This is a genomic window from Rhodococcus sp. PvP016, assembly GCF_017832185.1.
In the GTDB taxonomy this organism is placed as follows: Bacteria; Actinomycetota; Actinomycetes; order Mycobacteriales; family Mycobacteriaceae; genus Rhodococcoides.
The window spans coordinates 1,361,829-1,380,656 of sequence record NZ_JAFIBH010000001.1 but is presented as its reverse complement, the minus strand read 5'-3'; the positions used below and the strand labels follow the sequence as shown (position 1 = coordinate 1,380,656).

Here is an 18,828-nt window from a genome sequence, read left to right as displayed (position 1 = left end):
GGCTACGCGCGCTGCGGGCCGAACAATCGCCAGCAGGTGGCCACCGCGACGATGGGCCAACAGATCACCGCTATCCACACACTCGTGGCACGTTCACCTTGCGCGAGGTCGTAGATCGCCGTGAAGGAGAGCGCGGCCGCCACGACGAACAAGAACACGTCGAGTCTGCGCCGGGTTTCCGCTGAAGTCGCCATTGGTGGAAATTACGACACCGTTCTGCGCGCCGCTACTCGAGCGTGACGGGCGTCCGGATAATTCGGTTCAGAGGCGTCTCCTCGCGCAGAATGCGAGCCCCGTCCTCTATGTCCGCATTGCGAATGGCACGGCCCATGACGACCCCGGTGACCAGGGCTGCGACAACCCAGACGGCGCCGATGCCGTAGACGATCCACCACATGGCACGAGTGTGACACCGAAACCCGGAAATGTGACCAGAAATGGCAATGAAACCATTGAGAACGTTTCTCGGCGGGGTTCGAAGCGCCACCACGGGCGTCTTCGGTACGCGGTCCGCACCGCAGTGCCTGTCATTCGATCGGAGGACGGGGTGTGCGACGCTTCCGTCCGGTCGGGCCGCTCAGGCGACGTCTCGAATGCTTCGATGCCGAAGGCGAGTCGGACGGGGGTTGCAGGGCGACTTGCAGCCGAAACAGCGGATAAGCATACTTTTCGCATGGTCAAACGACGTTCGCGCATTGTTGCGCCCGATAAACCGACGCTGGGACAAGTTGGATCCGTCGGTGTCAGCTTCGTCGCTTTCCTGGTGTTGCTGTTTCTCTGCATCAGCCACGGCCTCCTCTGAGCTCGACCCGATTGCGCGCATGTAGGCAATTCGAACGCATGTTCGATTTCTGTCGGTGGGTCGAGGTACCGTGAGGCATGTTTTCGGGGGGAAACGCAGGGGACGGTCGTCGTGACGACGGCTCCATCAGCGACCCCGTTCTCGCTCAGCTCGTCGCCACGCAAGAAGAGCTGACGCGTCGCATCGCGGCCTACGAGACTCAGCACATCGGTACCTCGGACCGTCTCGCCCTTCTGGTGCGGGACGAGAGGGTGACGCGGGCGCGGCAGGCGCAGGCGCACGTGTGGTTGGCCGAGCTCGTCCAGCAGCGCGGCTTCGAGGAGACCGGAGCGCACAACGCCGATGCACTGGCTCAACTCCTCACCATCGACCGCGCAGCGGCCGTCGCGCGACTGTCCGTGGCCGCCCAGCTCGGCAACAGGACAACCTTGCTCGGCGACGTCATGGAACCGGAGCTGCCCGCCACCGCCGCGGCGCTGCGCGACGGCGCCATCGACTCGGCCCACGTCGCGGTCATCCGGAAGTTCGACAAGAACCTCCCCGCCGCCGTGGATGCCGACACCCGCGCCCACGCGGAGCGCCACCTGGCCGACGCGGCGCGCGAGGTGCGTCCCGCAGAGCTCGCGGCGCTCGCCGAGCGCATCACGGCGCACATCGTCGAGGAAGGCGAGTTCGAGCTCCCGCCGGAGCGCGCACGCAAGCGCGGCATCTTCCTGGACAAGCAGGCCAGTGACGGCACGCGCAGCGGGAGGTTCGTCCTCGATGCCGAGACCGCGGCGTGCTTCGACGCTTACAACAGCAAGTACGCGGCGCCCGGAGTGGGCAATCCCGAGGACACACGCGCGCCCGTCGTCGGAGTCCAACCGGACGACGAGACGCGCGCACGCGACACCCGGACCACACCGCAACGCCGACACGATGCCCTGAAACTACTGCTGCGCGACACACTGGCCTCCGACGATCTCGGCAAGCATCGCGGTGTCCCGGTCAAGGTCATCATCGTCGCTCGTCTCGAGGATCTGGTCCGGGGCACCGGGCTGGCCACCACCGCAACGGGTTCCACCATGCCGATCCGCGATGTCATCCGGATGGGGTCGCACGCCGACCACTACCTCGCGGTGTTCGGCGACGACGACGGCAGGCCCCTGCACTTCGGCCGCACCCGCCGCATCGCCAGTGAGGACCAGCGCCTCGTCCTCATGGCCACCGATCGCGGGTGCACCGCACCGGGATGCGATCGCCCCGCCGTCGCCACGCAGGCGCACCACATCCACGAGTGGCAGGACGGCGGGCCCACCGACATCGAGTCGCTCACCTTCGTGTGCGACATGCACCATCCGATGGTCCACGACGGGGCACTCGGATGGTCCACCACCACAGCGCCACCAGGCCATCCCTACGCCGGGCGCACTCTGTGGCACCCGCCTGCCCTCATCGACCCGTCGAGGACGGGCCGGGTGAACCACTATCACCACCCACAGGACTATCTGTGGGAGGACGACGAGCCAGCGGCATGAGTCATCTCGCTGAGCCGCAACGCATCCCACGGTGCGAAGCCTTTCGCGTCGTTGTCGAAGTAGACGTACACGTCTCGCTTCGCAGCGCGCCACTCACCGATGCGCTCGGCCCACCGGCCGAGCGCCTCGTCGGAGTACCCACTCGTGTACAGCTCCGTGTCGCCGTGTAACCGGACGTAGACCACGTCGCTGGTCACCTCGGTGAGCATCGGGAACTTCCCGGCCGAGTCGGCGACGACGCACCCGATGCCCTGTGCCCGCATGAGCTCGTACGCCTCGGGTGAGTCGAAGCTCGGGTGCCGCACCTCGAGGCAGTGGCGCAACGGGCGGTCCTCGTCGACATCCAGGAACACGCGATCGTCTGCGAGCTTGTCGTCGTGCTTCTCCCCCAGCCGAGCGGCCTCCGTCGTCGACCGCGGCAGCAGCGCGAAGAAATCGGCCAACCTGGTGGCGTCGAAACGGAACGTGGCCGGCAGCTGCCACAGGATCGGGCCGAGCCGCGGGCCCAGCGCGAGAACACCCGACGCGAAGAAGTTGCCCAGGGCGGCGTCCACCCCGACCAGCTTCTTCATGTGCGTGACGAAGCGCGGCCCCTTCACCGCGAACACGAAGCCCTCGGGTGTCTCCGCACGCCAGCGTTGATAGCTCGACGGCCGTTGCAACGAGTAGAACGAGCCGTTGATCTCGATGGAGGTCAGTGCACGGGAGGCGTACTCGAGCTCACGGCGCTGCGCCAGCCCTGCGGGGTAGAAGTCGCCCCGCCAGCCCGCATACCGCCAGCCGGAGATGCCGATGCGCAGCTCCATCGGCCACCTCCGTCCTCTCGACCTCCGTCAGCAGATACCCGCACACCGGGCTGCGAACCATGGGGCTGGTGCGATCACGGTCGCGATGGCCAGGCGGCCCAGCCGTCAGGCAGTGCACGGAGAATGGGATCCGCAGCGTCGAGACGCGCTGCGGGGATACCGCCGGAACCAGTCCGCCCCGAGCTCGCGCCGTCGGGAAAGGTGAATGAGTACCCGACCATCGGACGGAGCCCGCGCTTCACACTCTCTCGATAGTTGCCGTTCACGACCGCGAACACCTGACGCTCGAGGCCGTCGGCTTCGTCCTGCCATGTCGAGTCGCACGCGTCGCACCCGCAGCTCGGGAAGTAGAAATCGTGCAGCAGACCAGCGTGCACCGCGATACCCGGGTAAGGGGTGAACACCAGTGTCAGAGGTGCGCACGCGGACGCGTTCGGCCGAATGCGGACTCCCCGAACCACGTCACGATTCGGACGAATCAAGTCCGCCACCGTCTCCGGACCCTCGTCGATCTCGACGTCGTAGGTCTCGCGTAGGTGCTCGATGAGGGCATCCGCGATCACATGAAGTGGGGCATAGCGTTCCGGGTGTTCGGTCACGGAATAGGCACTCTCCGGCGGAGAGTCGGACCACAGGTTTCCGTAGTCGATGACCCGGCCGTCGGAGTCACGGAACACCTGCTCGTCGATCGTCGGGCGTACGTACGAAGTCACGTCAGTCATCCTCTCTCGCTGCGAGCAGTCCGATCGGCGCCACTGCCCGGTCGGTGCGGGGATCGCGCCATACTGCTGTGCCGTCGACGACCGTCGGCCACAGCAGACGCTTCTCCTCGACGGGCCATTCGACCCACGGCGGGTACCCCGCGAGTTCGGTTTGCACGATGTCCGCGATGACGACGGTCGCCTCCGCGAAGGACAGATCCATGTGCAGGTCGACCGAGTACCGCGCGATCCCGAGCGTCCTCTCGTCGACGTTGCTCGCCTTGCTGCGTGGGCGAGGGCCGCTGGAGTTCACGCCGAGTCCGACGACACCCGTCTCGTGCAGCGAGAGGGTCCACCGAAGTCGGTCGAGGTCCAGGTGCGCACCGGACCGGCGCCAGTGCAGGTCCGACCCCACCGCGAAACACGCGTCGACCATCTGGGTGGGCGCACCCATTCCGGAGTCGGGGAGCAACGGCAACGTCCACTCGTCGACGTATTCGAGATCGGGGCCCCACATCGGTCCAGTGTGACAAGAATTCCGGTGCTCGAAAACTGTTTTTCATGATGCCGTCGACACCGTACGGTTCGGTACATGGACGAGGTCGTGACCCGGCGGAAGAACCAGCCACCGCCCCCTCATGTGGTTTTCGACGATCTCGTCAATCCCGGACGCGAGACCATACGGCCGTGGTTGCGCCTGCTCGACGACGAGATGCTTCCGCGTGTCATCGAGTCCGAGCCGCCGTCACTGGTCGTGTGGTCGTCGCTCTGGCCGGCGAGACCCAGTGCTCTCATTCGATTCGACCTGACGGACGACGGCGCAGGGACGAATCTCCGTTGGACATTGCTCCTCGACCCACCGCGCCCTGACGACGACGTCGTTCGGAGCTTGCGCAAGCGCATCGACAGATTGATCAACGCCAACCTTCGATTCACCTACGGGCAGTGACCGACCGTGCAGTGGATGGGAGCGTCCGAGCAGGCCGTCACCCTGACTCCAGGGATCAGGAACCGTCCAGCACCCTCTCCAGCGGCACGTTCGGGATCGTGATCCCCCGCGACGCGCCGAGGCCCGTGATCTGCAACCAGATGGTGTCGGCGAGGAAGGCGGCGAAGGTGTCGAGATCGACCGAATCCTTCTGTGCGCGCCACGTTCTCACGGCGCCGACGCAGCCGGAGATGAGGCTCGACACCCACGGTCCGACCAGGCGCAGGTCGTCGTCGCCCAGGTCGGCGTCGACGAGGGCGAGGAAGCCGCCGACGGCCACCTCGATCTTCTCGGCGACGCGGGCGATCGTGCTCTGCAGCGGCGACTCCGACGAGCCGGTGACGTTCTGCTCGATGACGTACGTCCAGGTGGGGTGGGCCACGACCCAGCGCACGTAGGAGTCGACCACCCGTTGCACCACCGATCGCGGCAGACCCTCGAGCGTCACCGATGCAGTGAGGGTGTGTTCCAGTTGCTCGCAGATGGTGCGCTGGATGGCGACGTCGAGATCGGCTCGGTCGGCGAAGTAGCGGTAGATGCCGGTGCGGTGGATGCGCGCCTCGTCGGCGATCTGCTGGGCCGTGACCCACTCCCCCGGGTGCACGCCCCGTTCCAGCACGTCGAGGGCAGCGGCGATCACCTGACGACGACGGTCGGCATTGTGCTGCTCCCACCGTCGCCTCCGGCCGTCGCCGGAGGTGGTGCGCTCGGTGCTCATCGCACCGAAGCATCTCACGTACGCAGCAGTCTCCGCGGCGCCCTGACCTCGACACGTGCCGCGACGGCCTCCTGGTCGAGCCGATCGACGATCTTCACGCGCGGCCGACCGTTGCGTCGACCGAGAGCGAGCTCCTCCGCATCCAGCCGGCGCCATGCCGCCAGGTCACCCGCCCGCGGGATCGTCGCCGCGATCAGCTCGTCGGGTGTGTGGTGCGGCTCGGTGATGTCGGAGTCCAGGTGGTCGAGCACCGCCTCCACCGTCTCCTGCGCGCAGGTCTTGTTCGTGCCGATGAAGCCGCGTGGACCGCGCTTGATCCACCCGACGACGAACACACCCGGCGCCACCCGCCCGCGATTGTTCGGCACGGTGCCCGTGCGCTCGTCGAACGGGAGCCCGGGCAGACCGACGCCGCGGAAGCCGACCGACCGCACCACCAGGCCGGCGTCGAGGACGTACTCGTCGGACGTCGGGACGGCGACGACGGCACCGTCTGCGCCCTCGACGAGGTCGTTCCGAGCGACGCGGACGCCGGTCACCCGGCCGTCCTGGCCCAGGATCTCCACCGGCGACACCGCGAACGTGAGCACGATGCGGCGGCGCGTGGCGTCTGTCGATCTCGGCCGAGCAGCCAGCTCCGCGAGCAGACGACTCCGCTGATCGTCACCCTGCAACTGCGCGGGATCCGCCTCGACGACGACGTCCACATCGGTGAGCGCCGCGAGACCCATCAGCTCGGGCACGGTGAAGGCCGCGTCGGCCGGTCCGCGTCGGCCGAGGATCTGCACCTCGCGGATCCGCGAATTCCTGAGCTGGTCGAGAGCGTGCGGCGCGATGTCCGTTCTCTCCGAGAGCCATTCGGTGTCGCGGGTGAGCATGCGCGCGACGTCGAGGGCGACGTTGCCGTTGCCGACCACGACGGCGCGCTCGTGATCGAGCGTGACGGCGGCGTCTCGATGGTCGGGATGGCCGTTGTACCACCCGACGACGTCGGTGGCCGCCACCGAACCCGTCAGGCTCTCACCAGGGATTCCGAGCGTGCGGTCAGACGAGGCGCCGACGGCGAACACCACGGCGTGATAGACCGACTGTAGTTGCGCCACAGACACAGTCGTCCCCACCTCGGCGCCCAGCACGTACCGGAAGCCCGGCTCGTTCTCGATCGCCTCGAAGAGGTCGGTGACCTTCTTGGTGGTCGCATGGTCGGGAGCGACGCCGTGCCGCACCAGGCCGTGCGGAGTGTGGAGCTTGTCGTAGACGTCGACCGACGCCACCTCGGGATGTTTGAGCAGCTCGTCCGCGGTGTACAGCCCGGCGGGACCGGCACCGATGACCGCGACCCGGAACGGGCCGCCGCGGCGCAGCCGTCGTTGCGGCGGAACGAGAGCCAGCGGTGTGCGGTCGGCATGGGGAGACCGCTCGAAGTACTCGGCGTTGAGGGCGGCGTACGGAGCGGTCTCGATGGTCAGCTTCGTGTCGGGAACGATCGCGCCCACCGGGCACGCCGTCACACAGGCACTGCACCCCACGCACGTCGCCGGATCGATGAACAGCATGTCGGTGGTCCCGAACCCGGGCTCGCCGGGCGCGGGGTGGATGCAGTTGACCGGGCACGCGAGGACGCAGGACGCGTCGGCGCAGCACGTCCCGGTGACGACGTGGGGCATCGAATCAGGCCGCGGCGGAGGCGGGTTCGCTGCGGAACCGCGAGGGGCGCCCGTCGATACGCAGACTCGTCCACAGACGCTTCGAGACGCGGTTCATCAGCCCCATGTCCTCGGACAGCTTGCGGACGTCACCGAACATGTCGCGCAACGTCTTCGCGGAGGCGTCGTTGTCCCACCACACCTCGCGCACCACCTCGCGCGGAATCCCCAGCTCGCGCTGCACCTGCTTGCTCGGCTTCATGATGACGTCGCACAGCACGCGCATGATGATCGGCGTCGCGATCGACATCGCGAATCGCTGACGTCGCGACAGCTTCGGCGCGCGGTGTTCCAGGTACTGGTGCGCGAATCCGATGTGCCGCGCTTCCTCGGCGACGTGGATCTGCATGATGCGCGTCATCAACGGGTGCTGCGACTCACCGGCGCGCAGGATCGACTTCTGCGCGTGGTCGATGGGCTCCTCACCGGCCAGCACTCCGACGAAGAAGCCGAACGGCAACGGTCCCGCGAAGAGCGGAAGCAGCGGGCCGGCCTTGCGGAACCACTTCGGGCCACCCGGAACGGCGACACCGATACGGTTCACCAGCTCCTGGAACATCTGGGTGTGGTGGCACTCCTCCGTCGCCTCGTGCGTGGAGTAGCGGAACTCCGGCGAGCCGTTGGGGAGCCGTAGCGCGTAGTTCATGATGCCGGCGATGAGCACCTGCTCGAACTGCAGACCCACCTTCAGGATGTTGGCCTGCCGGTACATGCCGACCGCGATCTGGCGATCGAGAGGGAGCGACCGGTACCAGTCGGTGTTGCCCAGCGGATCGGCTGCCGGGAGCACCCAGCGGGGATCGTCGGCCACGATCGCGTAGTGCGGATCGTCCCAGGGGATGTCGAGGAAGGCATCGAAGTGCTGGTGAACGGACGCTTCGGACAGGGTGCGCAGCGTCTGCTCGTACTCGGAGCGCGTGTCGGATGTGATCGTCATGGCGTGAACCTCCGTGAGTGCCGGGCCGACTTGGTGCGACAGGCTGTTGCAGTAAAAGTTACTGCAACTCGGTGTACCACGCAAGCAGTGAGCCGTCGCGAATTGGTACAACGAACGTTGTCATCGTGATCGAAAACCGACCATTTCCGGTTGTTGCATTCACTCGACACCTATTCTTCGATCATCGGGTACCGTTTGCCCGTCCTTGCAAACCGCAGCTCCGAATATCCCGCAGTTCCACATCTGAGACTCGACGTGTCCTTCAGTTGATTGCCGCCTCGTTCGTCGGGGCCGACGCGGCACGACGAACGAGAGTGTGTGTTGCCCGTACGTCCGATCCCGACCGCTGACCACGCCGCGGCCCGCCTCGAGTATCCGAGCGTGCCCGCGATGCGTCTCGTCGTGTTGACGCTGGTCATCGTCGTGGGCCTGGCCGGGATCACCTGGGGACTGTCGCCGCAGTTCGACAGAACGTCCTTCGTCATCGTCGCGGTGGCGGCACTGACCACTCTTCCGTCCGCGTTGCTCGTCTACCTCCACGGGCGCAACCTCCGCTACTCGATCCCTTTCGTCGTCTACGCCGACATCGGCATCACCGTCGTTCTGTTCGCCTCCCGGTCGCCGTTCGACGCCCTTCCCGGCGTCGTGCTGCTGATGCTGGTGTCGTTGTTCGCGGGTGCGTACGTCTCCGGTCGACTCCTGGGGGCTCAGCTGGGCTTCGCCGCGGCGATCCTCGTCGTGCTGTCCGTGCTCTCGGTACAGGACGGTGTCTCCGGCTGGCTCGTTCTCTCGCGTGCGCTCACCCTGCTCACCGCGATCATCGTGCCGATCCTGCTGAAGATGCACGTCGACGTCCTCACCGACAAGCTCGAGAACAGTCGACGCGACAGCGTCAGCGGCCTGCTCAACCGTCGCGGCCTCGACGGCGCCGTCGCCCGATTCGATGTCCCCCGCGGAGTCGAACAGACTCTGGGTGCGGCCGTCGTCCATCTCCGAGACTTCGTGCAGATCGAGCGACGCCTCGGCCGAGCCACGAGCCACGACCTGGTCGCCGAGACCTCGACTCTGCTCACGAACGCGTTTCCCGACGCCATCGTCGCCCGGACCCAACCGGGCGAATTCGCCTGCGTCTGGCTCGGTTCCGCGGACGACGTGGCCGAGCGGCTCGCCGCGGCACGCACACTGGTGGAGTCGACCCGCCTGCGCAGCGCCACAGTCAGCATGACGTGCACCAGTTCCACCGTGCCGGTCGACTACCGCACCACCGTGACCGTCGCGCTCGGCAAGACCCTCACCGCCGCCGCGTTCCTGCAGTACGGCGACGCCGTGGCTCCGCGCAGCAACCACCACATCGCCGAGCTGATCGCCGACGGCGGGCCCGCCATCGTCTTCCAACCCGTGCTGTCGGTGTCGACGGGTCGCGTCATGGGCTACGAAGCGTTGTCCCGCTTCCCTTCCGGGCACGGCACCACCCAGAGCTGGTTCCTCGACGCGGCCGCCGACGGCTTGCAGATCCCCCTGGAGCTCGCTGCTGTCCGACGCGCTGTCGCGGCGTCGCGAGACCTCCCGACCGACGTCTTCCTCGCCGTCAACGTCTCGGCGACCACCATCGTCGCCACCGACCTGGTGCCGATCCTCGACCAGGCCTCCGAGTGCCGACGCGTCGTCGTCGAGATCACCGAGCACGACCTGGTCAGCGACTACACCGCACTGGGCGCCGCCCTCGATCATCTGCGCGAGGAGGGCCTGTCCATCTCCGTCGACGACGTCGGGGCCGGCTACTCCGGTCTACGTCAGCTCGTCGAGATCAAGCCCGACGTCCTCAAGCTCGACGCCTCGATCGTCCGCGGCATCGACACCGACCCCATGCGCCGCGCCGCCGCCAGCGCCCTCACCACCTTCGCGGCCGCCATCGGAGCGGAATGCGTGTACGAGGGCATCGAGACGCCGCAGGAGCTGGAGTCGGCGCGCAGCCTCGGTGCCGACATGGTGCAGGGGTTCCTACTGGGACGCCCCACCTCCACTCCGATCCTGAGCCGGCAGGACGGCATGAACGCCCTCTGAGCGGGTACTGCGTCGCCATGACGACACCAGGTTCCGACTTCGTTCCCCGCACCGCCGTCGTGACCGGCGGCGACTCCGGTATCGGCCGCGCGGTGGCCGTCGCGTTGGCCGGCGGCGGCCTCGACGTCGGGGTGACCTACAACCGCGACCGCGAGGGCGCCGAGGCCACGGTCGGGGAGATCCGCGCGCTCGGGCGCAGCGGGTTCAGCGCGCACATGGATCTGACCGACCTTCCGGGCGCCCCGTTCGCCGTCGATTCGCTGGCCAGTGAGCTCGGCGGGGTCGACGTGTTGGTGAACTGCTCCGGCACGGGCACCGCCACCTCGTTCCTCGACCTGGACTACGACTCGTGGCGCACGGTGCTGTCGGTGGACGTCGACGGCGCATTCCTGTGCGGGCAGCACGCGGCACGGCTGATGGTGGAGCAGGGTCGCGGCGGGCGCATCGTCAACGTCACCAGCGTGCACGAACACCTGCCCAAGGTCGGGGCGGCACCGTACTGCGCCGCGAAGGCCGGTCTCGGCGGACTCACGCAGGTGATGGCGATCGAACTCGCGCAGTACGGCATCACGGTGAACTCCGTTGCACCGGGCGAGATCTCGACACCGATGACGGGTCAGACCGACGAGAACAACCCCCGGCCGGGTGTCCCGCTCGGACGTACTGGCGACGCACGCGAGATCGCCTCCGTCGTCGCGTTCCTCGCCGGCCCGACGTCGTCGTACATGACGGGCGCCTCACTCGTCGTGGACGGCGGCATGGCCTTGATGGGGCCGCAGGCCGTCCAGTTCGTGAAGGACGACGCCTGGCGAAGCGTGTGATGCCCGATGGCCCTGCACCGCAGGGCCATCGGGGTCGTCAGGTGCCCTTGACGTTCATGATCTGGCGGAGCTCGTGGAGCACCGTGACCAGATCGCGAGCATCCTCCATCACCACGTCGATGGACTTGTAGGCATCGGGGATCTCGTCGATGAACTCGGCCGAGTCCCGGTACTCGATCCCCACCATCCGCTCACGCAGATCGTCCTGCGTGTAGCGCTTACGTGCCTCGGCCCGCGAGAACCGCCGACCCGCACCGTGCGGAGCCGAGTGCAGACCGCTCGCGCTGCCCTTGCCCTCGACGACGTACGACCGCGTGCCCATGCTGCCCGGAATGATGGCCCGCACACCCTCGGCCGCGTGGACCGCACCCTTACGGGTGAGCCACACATCCTTGCCGGCGTGCTTCTCCGGCCGGGTGTAATTGTGGTGGCAGTTGATTCGATCCGACTCGACACTCGTGTCGGTACCGGCCCGATGCACGAACTGGTGCAGGAACCGATCCATCATCTCCGCCCGGTTGAGGTACGCGAACCGCTGCGCCCACGTCAGATCCGCAATGTACCGATCGAACTCGGGCGTGCCCTGCGCGAGGTACGCGAGGTCACGGTCGGGCAGCTGGATCCACCACTTCTCGCACATCTTCTGCGCGACGGCGATGTGCTTCTTGGCGATCTTGTTGCCCACCCCTCGCGAACCCGAGTGCAGGAACAGCCACACCCGGTCCCGCTCGTCGAGACACAGCTCGATGAAGTGGTTACCGCCACCGAGAGACCCCAGCTGCTGACGCCACTTCGGCGAGTGCGACAGGTCCACCCCGCTCTTCGCGGCCAGTTCCTCGAGCTCCGCGATCTTGGCCGCGGTGAACTCGAACCGGTCGAGGTGCCCGTTGTAGTTTCCGGGCGAGAGGGGGATGACGCGCTCGACGTCCTGACGCAGCTGCGCCAGGTCGAGATCGGCGATGTCGCTGTGGCTCAGCGTGGTCTCGACGCCGATCATCCCGCACCCGATGTCGACGCCGACCGCGGCGGGGATGACCGCTCGCAGCGTCGGAATGACCGTGCCCACAGCGCTTCCCATTCCGGGGTGCGCATCGGGCATCAGGGCGACGTGGGGGTGGATGAACGGCATGGCCGCGGTGCGACGCGCCTGCTCCAACGTGGCGTCCTCGATAGCCGAGGCCCAGTTGAGCAGCCGCGTTCCCGCGCCTGTCGGTGGCATGGTGATCTCCTTCGTTGTCGGTGAGGGAATCACGGTACGAGGTGTGGGTACCTCGGTGCCAGTTAATATCGGGGCCAAGCAATTACGCTGTCCCGCATGCACTCGGAGTACGACGCGATCGCCCCGGACTACGCGGCAGCCTTCGCCGACGAGCTCGGCTCGCGCCCCTTCGACCGCGGATTCCTGTCGTCGTTCGCTCGCTCGGTGCGGTCCTCGCGCGGCACGACGGTGCTCGACGCCGGGTGCGGGCCCGGCCAGGCGGCACGCGAGCTCGCCGGTGCGGGCCTCGACGTCCTGGGCCTCGACGCGTCGAAAGGCATGATCGCCGCAGCATCGGGCCCGGCCTCGTGGGTGGTGGGCGACATGACCGCGCTCCCCCTGGCCGACCGTTCTGTGCACGGCGTGTGCGCCTGGTACTCGATCGTGCACACCCCCACCGCTGATCTGCCCGCTCTGTTCGCCGAGTTCCGCCGCGTCACCGTCCCGGACGGCTGGCTACTGCTGGCGTTCCAGACCGCGGCGCCCACTCGCGAGCTCCGCACCGCGTTCGGGCGGGACGTGCACCTCGACTACCTCCGCCACGACGTCGACGAGGTGCAGTCGCTGCTCATCGACAGCGGGTACGTGCTGCACCGGGACGCTGTGCGATCCGCCCACGGCCCGGAAACGGCGGCGCAGGCGTTCGTCGTCGCGCGAGCACGGGACCACCTCGTGGAGCCGCCGCCGCGGGGGTGTTGATCGTGGAAGTCAGACCCCGGAATCCGGGGTCTCGATTCCACCGTTCCTGCGGGGATCCCCGGTGAGCCCCCGGCCGTCCAACAGTGCGTGGACGAACTGGACAGATTCGCGGGCCGGCACGACGGTGTCATCAGCCGGGCGCAGGCCCTCGCACTCGGGTTGTCGTCCACCGCGCTCGAACGCCGCGTGTCCGCGGGACGCTGGACCCGCATGGCATCGGGAATCTACATGCCGGCAGGTCAACCGGTCACCCAGCAGGCAATGGTGCGCATCGCGGTACTCCGATGCGGTCGCGGAGCACTGGCGAGTGGGCCCACCGCCGCGTGGTGGCTGGGCCTGCTCGAGCGACCGCCCGCCCACTCCTGGGTGACCATTCCGCGTGGTCGGCGCTACCGCGACCGGTCGGTCACCGTGCGACGACGCGATGTTCCCGCGGTCGACGTGGCGGTGGCTCGTGATCTCCGCGTCACCGGCCTCGCTCTGACGGTGCTCGAGACCGCGGTGATCCTGGAGGAGGCACGACCCGGCGACGGAACCCAATTCCTCGACCGAGCACTGCAGACCCGCACGTCACTGGACCGGCTGCAGAGTGCCCACGCTCGCAACCCCGGACGAATCGGCAGCCCTCGTGCCGCGGCGATGCTCGTGCACGCGTCGACCGGCGGCGAGTCCGAGGCGGAGCGGATCTTCCTGCGGTTGCTGCGCACCTTTCGTATCACGGGATGGGAGTGCGCCGTGCGGTCCTGCGGCTACGTGATCGACGTGGCCTTCGTCGACCGACGGGTGGCGATCGAGATCGACGGCTGGGCGTATCACCGGACGGCCGAGCGTATGGCGCACGACGCGGTGCGTCAGAACGCGCTCGTGAACGACGGCTGGACGGTGCTCCGTTTCACGTACCACCGGCTGATCCGGGAGCCCGATGCCGTGATCGCCGAGGTGCGTCGGGCGCTCCGTCGATAGTGGAATCTGCGCCCCGGAATCCGGGGTCCACATTCCACTATCGAACCCCGCGCCGGCTCCGCAGCAGGATGATCGCGAACGCCGGCACACCCACCAGCGCTGTCACGACCCCCACCGGGATCTCCTGCGGTGCGAAGACGCTGCGCGCCAGGGTGTCCGCCCACACCATGAACACGGCGCCGATCGCCATGGACACCGGCAGCACGCGGTGATGGGCGGTGCCGACGAGGATGCGGGCGGCGTGCGGGATGACCAGCCCGACGAATCCGATGGCTCCCGCCGACGCCACGATGGTCGCGGTCATCAGCGCAGTGACACCGAGCAGGACGACGGACAGGCGGAGCAACGAGACCCCGAGTGCGCGCGCCGTGTCCGATCCCAGCGTGACCGCGTCGAGCGACGGCGCCGCCACCACGCACGCCACCGCCCCGATCCCCACGGCACCGGCACACACCGCGACATCGCTCCACCCCGCACCGGCGAGCGAGCCCAGCAACCAGAACAGCACTCCGCGCGTCTGTTCCGCATCGGCAGAGGACAGCACGATGAACGAGGTGAGGGCCGAGAACAACTGCGTCCCCGCCACTCCCGCCAGAATCACCGGCCCTGTCCCGCCGCCCGCTCCGGTGGCCAGCATCATCACCAGGACGAAGGACACGAGAGCGCCGACGAAGGCGCCGGTCGACAGCGACAGTGCGCCCGCACCCACACCGAGCACCGCCACCGACACGGCGCCCGTCGAGGCACCGGACGAGATCCCCAGAACGAACGGGTCCGCCAACCGGTTACGCAGCAGCGACTGCATGATCGCGCCACACAGCGCCAGGCCGCACCCGGAGATCGCCGCGAGAAGTGCACGGGGAAGACGCAATTCCCAGACGATGCCGTCCTGGATGCGGCTGACATCCGCCGGCGGGCCACCGAGATGCGCGACGACGACGGCCACCACGTCGGGCACCGTGACGTTCGCCGGGCCCAGTGCGATGGACGCGGCCACCGACGCGACGACCGCCAGCAGCGTGGCGGCGACCGCCAGTACCGGTCGCACCCTCACCCGTTCGACCACTCCCGCAGTGCCGCAGACACTTTCTCGATGCCGTCGACGGTCCGGATCGACGGATTGAGGTCGGCACCGTTCACGACGATGTAGCGCTTGTCGATCACGGCCTGCATCCGACTCGTCACCGGGTTGCTCTCGAGGAACGCGATCTTGCTCGCGAGCGCGTCACCGTCGATGCTGCGCCGGCTGAGGTCGGCCAGCACGAGCGCGGAGGGGTTGCGATCGGCGACACTCTCCCAACTCACCTGCGGCCATTCGTCCTTCGTGTCCGCGAAGACGTTGCGCACACCCACCGCGTTCGAGATGACACCCGACGCTCCGCAGCAGCCGGCCATGTACGGAGCCGTGGTGTCGGCGAACCAGTAGGCGAGCGATGCATCGGACACCGATGTCGATGCTGCGTCGTAGCGCGCCCGCAACTCGTCGACCAGGGCATCCCCGCGATCGCGAACGTCGAAGATCGCCGCGAGATCGTGCACCTCCTGGAACACCGTCTCGATGCTCAGCGGCTCGTCGCGAGCGCCGTCGGCGTTCACGCTGGTGGCCGACTTTCCGATGCAGTCGGTCGGCGACAGGTACGTCGGGACGCCGAGGGCGTCGAACCGGTCGCGGTCCGCGACTCCACCCTCTCCCAGCGTTCCACCGAACGACGCGGTGACCAGATCGGGCTCGGTGTCGAGCACCACCTCGAGCGAGGGCTTGTTGTCCGCCAGCCGAGGCACCGTCGCGTTGGCATCCGCGAGGTCGGCCCGTACCGGATCGGTCCAGGTGGCGGTACCGACCATCCGATCGGCCAGCCCGAGGGACAGCAGAATCTCGGTGGAGCTCTGATTGAGGGAGACGGCGCGCTGCGGCGGCGCGTCGATGGTGACGGTGCGGCCGCAGTTCTCGAGGGTGACGGGATAGTTGCTTCCGGCCTCGGCCGCAGCCGTCGTGGTCGGGCCGGTGGAGCATCCTGTGGCGAGGAGGCCGACTGTCGTGACGACAGCGGCGATCGCGAGGCGTGGGGTCATGTTCGGTTGTGCCGTCCTGCTGGGAGCCCGTGCGCGGAGCTTCGAGGGTGGTGTCGGACAGCAAGCGATCGGACTTCGAGCCGGAGCTCGTCACCGTTGCGCGCCAGTCCCGGAATCACACCGGGTTCCCTTGCTGAACGACTGTTCGAGGGTCACTCTAACGCTCGGTCGTCAGGCCGCCGAGTCTCGGTGCTGTTCGGGAGTCGATTCCTGCCGACGTGCGTCGTGCTCGTCGCGCTCCGCCTTGCGGACGGCGCGGCCGATCCAGACACCGATGAGGATCGCGACGAGTAGCCACGCGATCACGATGCCGACGACGAGGATCCAGCCCGTGGTCACGAGCGGGCTCCGAGGTGGTGCAGTGTCGTCACGACGAGTTTTCGTCGCGGCGGTTCGCGAGGATTGCCGTGCTCGGTCACGATCCGATCTCGGTACCGATCACCTGGTGGGAGCGAGTGGCGCGTCACCGTCGACGTCGTGTGCGTGCTCGACATCCTCCTCGACGTCGGCCACATGAATGGCATGGCCGACTCGGACGCCGAGAACGACCGACACCACCATCCAGACGGCCACGAAGCCGATGATGAACCACCACATGTCACGAAGTGTTCCACTGATACCGGCGACCGAACCGCGTGTGAGGACGCGAAACGGTCACGGTATCCGCTCAGTTCACATACGGAATGTTCACGAAGCTGGGGTTCGCGGGGTCGAGTTGCACGTGCTGGGGCGCCAGCGCGGAGTCGACGAGCATCGGCCCCAGCGGCAGGTAGCGCGGCACGCTGGCGGCGTAGACGTCGATGCGGATGCGATGGCCCGGCGCGATGACGGCGTCGGTCGGCAGCAGGTTGATGTCCACCGTCGTCGGAACTCCCGGCACGAGCGGCTGCCGACTCGCGAGCGTGAGAGCCGGCTTCGCGTCGATGTAGTCGCCGTTGAGCGAGCGGGTGCTCTTCGTCTCGTCGATCCGGCGCAGCGACGCGGTGAGAGCGCCGTGGCTGATCGGAGTGGAAGTACCGTCCGGCGCGACGTCGTTCATCGTCGCGGCCCAGAAGCCGTCCGGCCGGTCCAGCACCGTGTTCAGATGCAGGTTGGTGGCACCCGAGATCTGGGTGGGCTTCTCGGCCGGCGCACTGGTGAACGTCAGGGCTTCGGCCTCGGTGAACCGGGAGTCCTTCGTGCACACGGACCCCAGGATCGCCGCCGCACCCGCAGTACCGACAGCGGCGTCGCGGGAACAGACCCCGCGCAGGCCCGGCGCGACGGTGAGACGAGCGGTGTCGGCCGTCGGCGTCGCGGACAGCGTGCCGTCGTGGAGGCTGTGCCCGGCGGTGCCGCTGGGCGCGGCGGAGAGATACGTGCGCTGCGACTGCGCTCCGGCACGGGGGAACTGATCGGTGGTGGTCCACCCGCCACCCTGCTGGAACAGCGTCACGGGCCCGTACTTCTCGACACCGTTGTCGACGCCCTTCAGCCAGTGATCGAACCACGCACGCTCGAGCGCGTCGAGTCGCGGCGGGTTGCCCGGGCGTCCGAAGCCCGCACCGGGATTGACGTGGTACCCGTCGCCCATGATCAGCTGCTTGCGGCCGGGCTCGACCGGGATGTCGTTGTAGATGCGCGGCTCGCTGTTGGTGAAGATGTCGTGCCAGCCGCCGTAGACCATGGTGGGCACCTCGATCTGCGACAGATCCGCCGAGCGGTCCGCGTAGAACTCGCCGTCCTGCGCGACACCGAGTGTCTCGGGCCGGATGTCGGCGATGGTCGGTGCCGTGAAGGCGTTCGCCAGTTCCGGAATGAGGATCGCCGGATCCTGCAGCCGATCGGCGAGCCACCGAGTGTCGAACTGCCCCTGCAGAATCGACTGCACGTTCGGGACGAACTTCAGGACGTTGACCAACGTGAGCCACAGCGGCATGAACCCGACACCCAGCGCGCCGCCGGTGCCCACGATGTCGCGCAGCAGGTCGTTGCCGGGCTCGACCGGGAAGATGGCTTTCAGCGCCGGCGGACGCAGCGCCGCGGCCTGCACGGAGTTGATGGCAGAGTACGAGATGCCGGACATGCCGACCTGACCGTCCGACCAGGACTGCCGGGACGTCCAGTCGATGATCTCCGCCGAATCCTGTTGCTCGCGTGGACCCAACACGTCCCATGAGCCCTGAGAGAACCCGGTTCCGCGGGCGTCGACGACCACCTGGGCGTAGCCGTTCTGGACCAGGTTCCGGTTGACGGCGAAGATACGCAGGCCACCGCCGTCGACCGCCTGCGTCAGATCGGTGATGCCGTCGAACGGCGTACCCGCGAAGTTCAGGCTCGCCAGGAAGTCGAGCACCGGCTCGCTCACTCCGGGAATCTGCTGGATCGAGTCGATCAGGTTGCCCACGAGCTTGGTGTACGGCGTGATGTTCAGGACCGTCGGCAGATCGGTCTCCACCGGGCGACCGGACGCATCGGCGGGCCGGTAGATGTTGGCCTGCAACACCGTTCCGTCACTCATCGTGATGGGAACGTCCCAATCGATGGCCACCCGCGGGTAATGCGGCGGCGCATCGGCCGCGGCGGTCCAGGCGACGGCGTCCGCGCCGCCGGTGGGATCCGCCGTGGCCGGCACCGCGGCACCGGATGCGACGAGGAGGGCGACGAGAACGCCCGAGATGACCGTGGAACGACGCCGCACACGAGCCCCCATGCTCTGATCGGCACCCTCCCCTGTGATGGGCGCCACTAACCTACCGGACGGTAACCTACGGTCACGGAAAGGTCAACGACCAT

Annotated in this window: 20 protein-coding genes and 1 riboswitch; of the genes, 6 read left to right on the top strand and 14 right to left on the bottom strand. The window is 67.8% G+C overall.

The window, feature by feature from the left end:
* Nucleotides 1–2 precede the first annotated feature (2 nt).
* Both JOE30_RS06480 and JOE30_RS06475 read right to left on the bottom strand, forming a co-directional pair.
* Nucleotides 3–194, bottom strand: a complete 192-nt coding sequence (locus JOE30_RS06480; protein WP_204869865.1) for a hypothetical protein — start codon at nucleotides 192–194, stop codon at nucleotides 3–5.
* 32 nt (nucleotides 195–226) lie between these two features.
* Nucleotides 227–397, bottom strand: a complete 171-nt coding sequence (locus tag JOE30_RS06475; RefSeq protein WP_204869864.1) for a hypothetical protein — start codon at nucleotides 395–397, stop codon at nucleotides 227–229.
* A gap of 482 nt (nucleotides 398–879) precedes the next feature.
* Here JOE30_RS06475 and JOE30_RS06470 point away from each other — a divergent pair, with 482 nt between their 5' ends.
* The gene (locus JOE30_RS06470; RefSeq protein WP_204869863.1) at nucleotides 880–2,319 is read left to right on the top strand and encodes an HNH endonuclease signature motif containing protein; all 1,440 of its coding nucleotides are present in this window, start codon (nucleotides 880–882) and stop codon (nucleotides 2,317–2,319) included.
* Here JOE30_RS06470 and JOE30_RS06465 read toward each other — a convergent pair.
* From JOE30_RS06465 to JOE30_RS06455, 3 genes are all read right to left on the bottom strand, one after another.
* Nucleotides 2,286–3,125: a DUF72 domain-containing protein gene (locus tag JOE30_RS06465; protein WP_204869862.1), complete on the bottom strand. Its 840-nt coding sequence runs from the start codon at nucleotides 3,123–3,125 to the stop codon at nucleotides 2,286–2,288. The two genes, JOE30_RS06470 and JOE30_RS06465, sit on opposite strands and share 34 nt — an antisense overlap.
* A gap of 74 nt (nucleotides 3,126–3,199) precedes the next feature.
* Nucleotides 3,200–3,838 (bottom strand): DUF6226 family protein, encoded by a 639-nt coding sequence (locus tag JOE30_RS06460; protein WP_209993094.1) that lies wholly within the window; start codon nucleotides 3,836–3,838, stop codon nucleotides 3,200–3,202.
* A 1-nt stretch (nucleotide 3,839) separates the two neighbouring features.
* Nucleotides 3,840–4,343, bottom strand: coding sequence for a hypothetical protein (locus JOE30_RS06455; RefSeq protein ID WP_204869860.1), 504 nt, complete (start codon nucleotides 4,341–4,343; stop codon nucleotides 3,840–3,842).
* Between the two features lie 75 nt (nucleotides 4,344–4,418).
* Between JOE30_RS06455 and JOE30_RS06450 the strand changes: the two genes are divergently transcribed.
* Nucleotides 4,419–4,775 (top strand): SRPBCC domain-containing protein, encoded by a 357-nt coding sequence (locus JOE30_RS06450; protein WP_204869859.1) that lies wholly within the window; start codon nucleotides 4,419–4,421, stop codon nucleotides 4,773–4,775.
* 55 nt (nucleotides 4,776–4,830) lie between these two features.
* On the opposite strand, the gene JOE30_RS06445 is transcribed toward JOE30_RS06450, so the two are convergent.
* Genes JOE30_RS06445 through JOE30_RS06435 form a run of 3 tightly spaced genes read right to left on the bottom strand, consistent with a single transcriptional unit; the run spans nucleotide 4,831 to nucleotide 8,175 of the window.
* Nucleotides 4,831–5,532, bottom strand: coding sequence for a TetR/AcrR family transcriptional regulator (locus JOE30_RS06445; protein ID WP_204869858.1), 702 nt, complete (start codon nucleotides 5,530–5,532; stop codon nucleotides 4,831–4,833).
* 14 nt (nucleotides 5,533–5,546) lie between these two features.
* The gene (locus tag JOE30_RS06440) at nucleotides 5,547–7,199 is read right to left on the bottom strand and encodes an FAD-dependent oxidoreductase (protein WP_204869857.1); all 1,653 of its coding nucleotides are present in this window, start codon (nucleotides 7,197–7,199) and stop codon (nucleotides 5,547–5,549) included.
* Between the two features lie 4 nt (nucleotides 7,200–7,203).
* Nucleotides 7,204–8,175: a diiron oxygenase gene (locus JOE30_RS06435; RefSeq protein ID WP_042576018.1), complete on the bottom strand. Its 972-nt coding sequence runs from the start codon at nucleotides 8,173–8,175 to the stop codon at nucleotides 7,204–7,206.
* Nucleotides 8,176–8,565: 390 nt separating this feature from the next.
* On the opposite strand from JOE30_RS06435, the gene JOE30_RS06430 reads away from it, so the two are divergent.
* Both JOE30_RS06430 and JOE30_RS06425 read left to right on the top strand, forming a co-directional pair.
* Nucleotides 8,566–10,239, top strand: a complete 1,674-nt coding sequence (locus JOE30_RS06430) for a bifunctional diguanylate cyclase/phosphodiesterase (protein ID WP_239533459.1) — start codon at nucleotides 8,566–8,568, stop codon at nucleotides 10,237–10,239.
* A gap of 17 nt (nucleotides 10,240–10,256) precedes the next feature.
* Complete coding sequence (locus tag JOE30_RS06425; protein WP_204869855.1) at nucleotides 10,257–11,060, top strand: SDR family oxidoreductase; 804 nt, start codon at nucleotides 10,257–10,259, stop codon at nucleotides 11,058–11,060.
* A 37-nt stretch (nucleotides 11,061–11,097) separates the two neighbouring features.
* Here the strand turns inward: JOE30_RS06425 and JOE30_RS06420 are convergent, their stop codons facing one another.
* Nucleotides 11,098–12,279, bottom strand: coding sequence for an RtcB family protein (locus JOE30_RS06420; protein ID WP_204869854.1), 1,182 nt, complete (start codon nucleotides 12,277–12,279; stop codon nucleotides 11,098–11,100).
* A 96-nt stretch (nucleotides 12,280–12,375) separates the two neighbouring features.
* Between JOE30_RS06420 and JOE30_RS06415 the strand changes: the two genes are divergently transcribed.
* Nucleotides 12,376–13,017 (top strand): class I SAM-dependent methyltransferase, encoded by a 642-nt coding sequence (locus JOE30_RS06415; RefSeq protein WP_204869853.1) that lies wholly within the window; start codon nucleotides 12,376–12,378, stop codon nucleotides 13,015–13,017.
* An 87-nt stretch (nucleotides 13,018–13,104) separates the two neighbouring features.
* Nucleotides 13,105–13,980 carry a type IV toxin-antitoxin system AbiEi family antitoxin domain-containing protein gene (locus JOE30_RS06410; RefSeq protein ID WP_204869852.1) on the top strand — a complete coding sequence of 292 codons (876 nt, stop codon included), beginning with the start codon at nucleotides 13,105–13,107 and terminating at the stop codon, nucleotides 13,978–13,980.
* A 37-nt stretch (nucleotides 13,981–14,017) separates the two neighbouring features.
* Here JOE30_RS06410 and JOE30_RS06405 read toward each other — a convergent pair whose 3' ends face one another.
* The 5 genes from JOE30_RS06405 to JOE30_RS06385 form a co-directional block, all read right to left on the bottom strand.
* The gene (locus JOE30_RS06405) at nucleotides 14,018–15,034 is read right to left on the bottom strand and encodes an iron ABC transporter permease (protein WP_204869851.1); all 1,017 of its coding nucleotides are present in this window, start codon (nucleotides 15,032–15,034) and stop codon (nucleotides 14,018–14,020) included.
* The gene (locus JOE30_RS06400; protein WP_204869850.1) at nucleotides 15,031–16,053 is read right to left on the bottom strand and encodes an ABC transporter substrate-binding protein; all 1,023 of its coding nucleotides are present in this window, start codon (nucleotides 16,051–16,053) and stop codon (nucleotides 15,031–15,033) included. The genes JOE30_RS06405 and JOE30_RS06400 overlap by 4 nt, the downstream gene beginning before the upstream one ends.
* A 52-nt stretch (nucleotides 16,054–16,105) precedes the next feature.
* Nucleotides 16,106–16,195: riboswitch (adenosylcobalamin (AdoCbl) riboswitch) on the bottom strand.
* A 29-nt stretch (nucleotides 16,196–16,224) separates the two neighbouring features.
* Nucleotides 16,225–16,392, bottom strand: coding sequence for a hypothetical protein (locus JOE30_RS06395; protein WP_204869849.1), 168 nt, complete (start codon nucleotides 16,390–16,392; stop codon nucleotides 16,225–16,227).
* 99 nt (nucleotides 16,393–16,491) lie between these two features.
* The gene (locus JOE30_RS06390) at nucleotides 16,492–16,650 is read right to left on the bottom strand and encodes a hypothetical protein (protein ID WP_204869848.1); all 159 of its coding nucleotides are present in this window, start codon (nucleotides 16,648–16,650) and stop codon (nucleotides 16,492–16,494) included.
* A 70-nt stretch (nucleotides 16,651–16,720) separates the two neighbouring features.
* On the bottom strand, nucleotides 16,721–18,745 hold the full coding sequence (locus JOE30_RS06385; protein ID WP_204869847.1) for a CocE/NonD family hydrolase: 2,025 nt from the start codon (nucleotides 18,743–18,745) through the stop codon (nucleotides 16,721–16,723).
* Between the last annotated feature and the right edge of the window lie 83 nt (nucleotides 18,746–18,828).

Bases quoted from the DNA above. Each gene is read 5' to 3' on its own strand.
- JOE30_RS06480 (WP_204869865.1), bottom strand. From the start codon at position 194: ATGGCGACTTCAGCGGAAACCCGGCGCAGACTCGACGTGTTCTTGTTC.
- JOE30_RS06475 (WP_204869864.1), bottom strand. From the start codon at position 397: ATGTGGTGGATCGTCTACGGCATCGGCGCCGTCTGGGTTGTCGCAGCC.
- JOE30_RS06470 (WP_204869863.1), top strand. From the start codon at position 880: ATGTTTTCGGGGGGAAACGCAGGGGACGGTCGTCGTGACGACGGCTCC.
- JOE30_RS06465 (WP_204869862.1), bottom strand. From the start codon at position 3,125: ATGGAGCTGCGCATCGGCATCTCCGGCTGGCGGTATGCGGGCTGGCGG.
- JOE30_RS06455 (WP_204869860.1), bottom strand. From the start codon at position 4,343: ATGTGGGGCCCCGATCTCGAATACGTCGACGAGTGGACGTTGCCGTTG.
- JOE30_RS06450 (WP_204869859.1), top strand. From the start codon at position 4,419: ATGGACGAGGTCGTGACCCGGCGGAAGAACCAGCCACCGCCCCCTCAT.
- JOE30_RS06445 (WP_204869858.1), bottom strand. From the start codon at position 5,532: ATGAGCACCGAGCGCACCACCTCCGGCGACGGCCGGAGGCGACGGTGG.
- JOE30_RS06440 (WP_204869857.1), bottom strand. From the start codon at position 7,199: ATGCCCCACGTCGTCACCGGGACGTGCTGCGCCGACGCGTCCTGCGTC.
- JOE30_RS06435 (WP_042576018.1), bottom strand. From the start codon at position 8,175: ATGACGATCACATCCGACACGCGCTCCGAGTACGAGCAGACGCTGCGC.
- JOE30_RS06430 (WP_239533459.1), top strand. From the start codon at position 8,566: ATGCGTCTCGTCGTGTTGACGCTGGTCATCGTCGTGGGCCTGGCCGGG.
- JOE30_RS06425 (WP_204869855.1), top strand. From the start codon at position 10,257: ATGACGACACCAGGTTCCGACTTCGTTCCCCGCACCGCCGTCGTGACC.
- JOE30_RS06420 (WP_204869854.1), bottom strand. From the start codon at position 12,279: ATGCCACCGACAGGCGCGGGAACGCGGCTGCTCAACTGGGCCTCGGCT.
- JOE30_RS06415 (WP_204869853.1), top strand. From the start codon at position 12,376: ATGCACTCGGAGTACGACGCGATCGCCCCGGACTACGCGGCAGCCTTC.
- JOE30_RS06400 (WP_204869850.1), bottom strand. From the start codon at position 16,053: ATGACCCCACGCCTCGCGATCGCCGCTGTCGTCACGACAGTCGGCCTC.
- JOE30_RS06390 (WP_204869848.1), bottom strand. From the start codon at position 16,650: ATGTGGTGGTTCATCATCGGCTTCGTGGCCGTCTGGATGGTGGTGTCG.
- JOE30_RS06385 (WP_204869847.1), bottom strand. From the start codon at position 18,745: ATGGGGGCTCGTGTGCGGCGTCGTTCCACGGTCATCTCGGGCGTTCTC.